Source organism: Capnocytophaga sp. oral taxon 332 str. F0381 (genome assembly GCF_000318275.2).
GTDB lineage: Bacteria > Bacteroidota > Bacteroidia > Flavobacteriales > Flavobacteriaceae > Capnocytophaga > Capnocytophaga bilenii.
The window spans coordinates 6,521-8,799 of the sequence record NZ_KB291310.1; the positions used below are offsets into that span (position 1 = coordinate 6,521).

At 28.3% G+C, this 2,279-nt stretch carries 3 protein-coding genes and 1 pseudogene; all 4 read right to left on the reverse strand.

Annotation, left to right across the window (positions count from 1 at the left end):
- Positions 1-173: 173 nt before the first annotated feature.
- The gene (locus HMPREF9075_RS06275) at positions 174-815 is read right to left on the reverse strand and encodes a hypothetical protein (RefSeq protein WP_009415660.1); all 642 of its coding nucleotides are present in this window, start codon (positions 813-815) and stop codon (positions 174-176) included.
- Positions 812-1,474 (reverse strand): RHS repeat domain-containing protein, encoded by a 663-nt coding sequence (locus HMPREF9075_RS13850; RefSeq protein ID WP_009415661.1) that lies wholly within the window; start codon positions 1,472-1,474, stop codon positions 812-814. Before HMPREF9075_RS13850 ends, HMPREF9075_RS06275 begins: the two co-directional genes overlap by 4 nt.
- A gap of 36 nt (positions 1,475-1,510) precedes the next feature.
- A complete protein-coding gene (locus tag HMPREF9075_RS06285; protein WP_009415662.1) occupies positions 1,511-1,888 on the reverse strand; it encodes a hypothetical protein in 378 nt (125 codons plus the stop codon).
- Positions 1,885-2,279: pseudogene (locus HMPREF9075_RS06290) on the reverse strand (hypothetical protein); the annotation flags it as partial. The gene HMPREF9075_RS06285 and the pseudogene HMPREF9075_RS06290, both read right to left, overlap by 4 nt.

Here is a 2,279-nt window from a genome sequence, read left to right on the forward strand (position 1 = left end):
TGCTTCAAAAATCCAAGTGGTGGGACTGTGCTCATATAATCCTGTGCTGTAATTGAACTCAAAGGTTTCTTTCCATTCGTGCAAGGGTGGTTTACCCAATCATTCATAACTAAACTACCAGAGTTTTTACTTTTATCATTTTTAGAATAAGTCTCTTTTAAAAGACAAAAATTCTAATATCTTCTAAAATAACTAATATCTTCAAAAGATGCTTTAAAAATTGAATTATATCTACTATTATTGAATGAGTGGATTTCTATATTACTATTTATATACTTATTTGATATAATCATAACTTTTATATTTTCTTCTAAATCCTTAATAAAAATAGGTACAGAATAATTTAATGATATTATCTTATCAATATAATCAATAAAATAAGATAATCCGTTTTTTTTAGAAAAATAACCTATAACTTCATCTTCTAAAAAATTAAAAAGAGTATCATCATTATCATCTATATTGTTTTTTTTAAGTATAATAGCTATATTATTCATATTAGATAAGGGGTAAATATTATTTGAAATATCTTCATATGGTACTTTGAGGAAATCAAAATATACTATTTCTCTACCTAAAACCAACTTTTTCTTTATAATTGTTTTTGGATGTCTGATCTCTATACCAATATTTTTGAATGCACTTTTATATTCAATGATTTTAGGATTGATATTATCACCATAAGGAATTTTATAATATTCTGAATGCCTAAAAAAAGCAAAAAATATAAAATTCTCAAATAATATCTCCAAATCAGAAATGTTATGAAAACTACAATAATATTTTGTTTCTATTTTATTTAAAAAATCGATCATATTTTTTTTTCATTTTTCATTGGATTTGTACTTCTAATACTACCATTTTCAAAACTAATATGAGAGCCAGCTTCATCATGATAATGCCTCTCCTCATACTTTTTCTGATCATCAAAAATATGTCCATCTTGATGTAAAGATAACTCTCCTAATACTTTACCATTTGTATCATAAAGAGTTTCCTTTAAAAATCTCTCATTCTCTCTGTCCTTAGGTAATTTTCTTGTATCGCTCGCATCCTTACTTAAGCTAGTTGAAGACATTAAACTAATAGGAATATTTTTTCTTCTCATAGTTTCTCTCTTTGCAGCTCTTTTTGCCCTAAAGGTAACATCTCCTTTATTTTGCTCTCTTCTCTCATATAAACTTCTATCAACTTCTTTTTTTCTATTATAAGAATTCTTACTTAACCCAAAAACATCTGTCAATACGTTAGTATCCCCCACATAAGCAAACACATTAAACCCACCTAAGAGTTTAATAGGATCTTCTGAGATATACCGTCCCGTCTCAGGGTGATAATACCTAAACCTATTATAACAGAGTTCAATTTCAGGGTCGTAGTACTGCCCTTGATACTTGAATGGACATCTGAAGTTTTCTTTGGCAAAACCTTGACGAGAGTTGCCATAGAGGTCTTGTTCACGTTCCCATATCAACTCGCCTTCTTGGTTATAGGCTTCTATGGGCGTATTTTAAAAACTTTTTATATTCTCTGGTCTATAGTGTATATATATCTCAGCATTGAAATTAATGAGTGCTTCTTCTATAGAGTTAATCAGATCTGTAAAATTTGTTATAAGATCTAAGTCATCAAAATAAGAAGCATACCAAAAATAAAGTTCATCATTTTTTAATCTAATTAATAAATCATACAGTTTTGTATCATAGATGGATATACCATCATTAATTTGTTTTTGTGAAAATGTACAAATATCATCAAAATGATTAATTGTAAATATATCAGAAGAAGTGTTAAAAAAAATATTTGCGTATTTTTTTAAAAAAGGATCTTCTATTTTTGAAAATTCTTCAGTTTCTATTCTATTCTTAAACAGTATAAATTGGCTCATCTATAACCTCCTTTATCTTTTCGACCATTTCTATGTCTTAATTTATTTTCTTTTAGCATTTTATTAGCAAAATTTATATCATCAGCTGTTGTTTCTCTATATCTTCTATTTGTGTTTTTATCATTTTTTTCTGGATAGTGAGTATGAGGCTTCAATCCATCATGTTCATGTGAAAAGTGTATCTGAAACCAACTTTTATCATCAGTTGTACTCACTAAATTTAAATCTGAATTTGTAGCTACTATTGTCCCTTCTGGAGTTACAATGAAATCAGCTAATAATCCCCAAACATCCACCCAAGCATTACTATCCCCCACATAAGCAAAAAAGTTAGGCTCCCCAGATAAGAATCTTATCGGGTCTTCACTTATATACCTCCCCGTCTCAGGGT

Excerpts from the sequence above, each read along its gene's own strand:
- HMPREF9075_RS06275 (WP_009415660.1), bottom strand. The coding sequence starts at position 815 with ATGATCGATTTTTTAAATAAAATAGAAACAAAATATTATTGTAGTTTT.
- HMPREF9075_RS06285 (WP_009415662.1), bottom strand. The coding sequence starts at position 1,888 with ATGAGCCAATTTATACTGTTTAAGAATAGAATAGAAACTGAAGAATTT.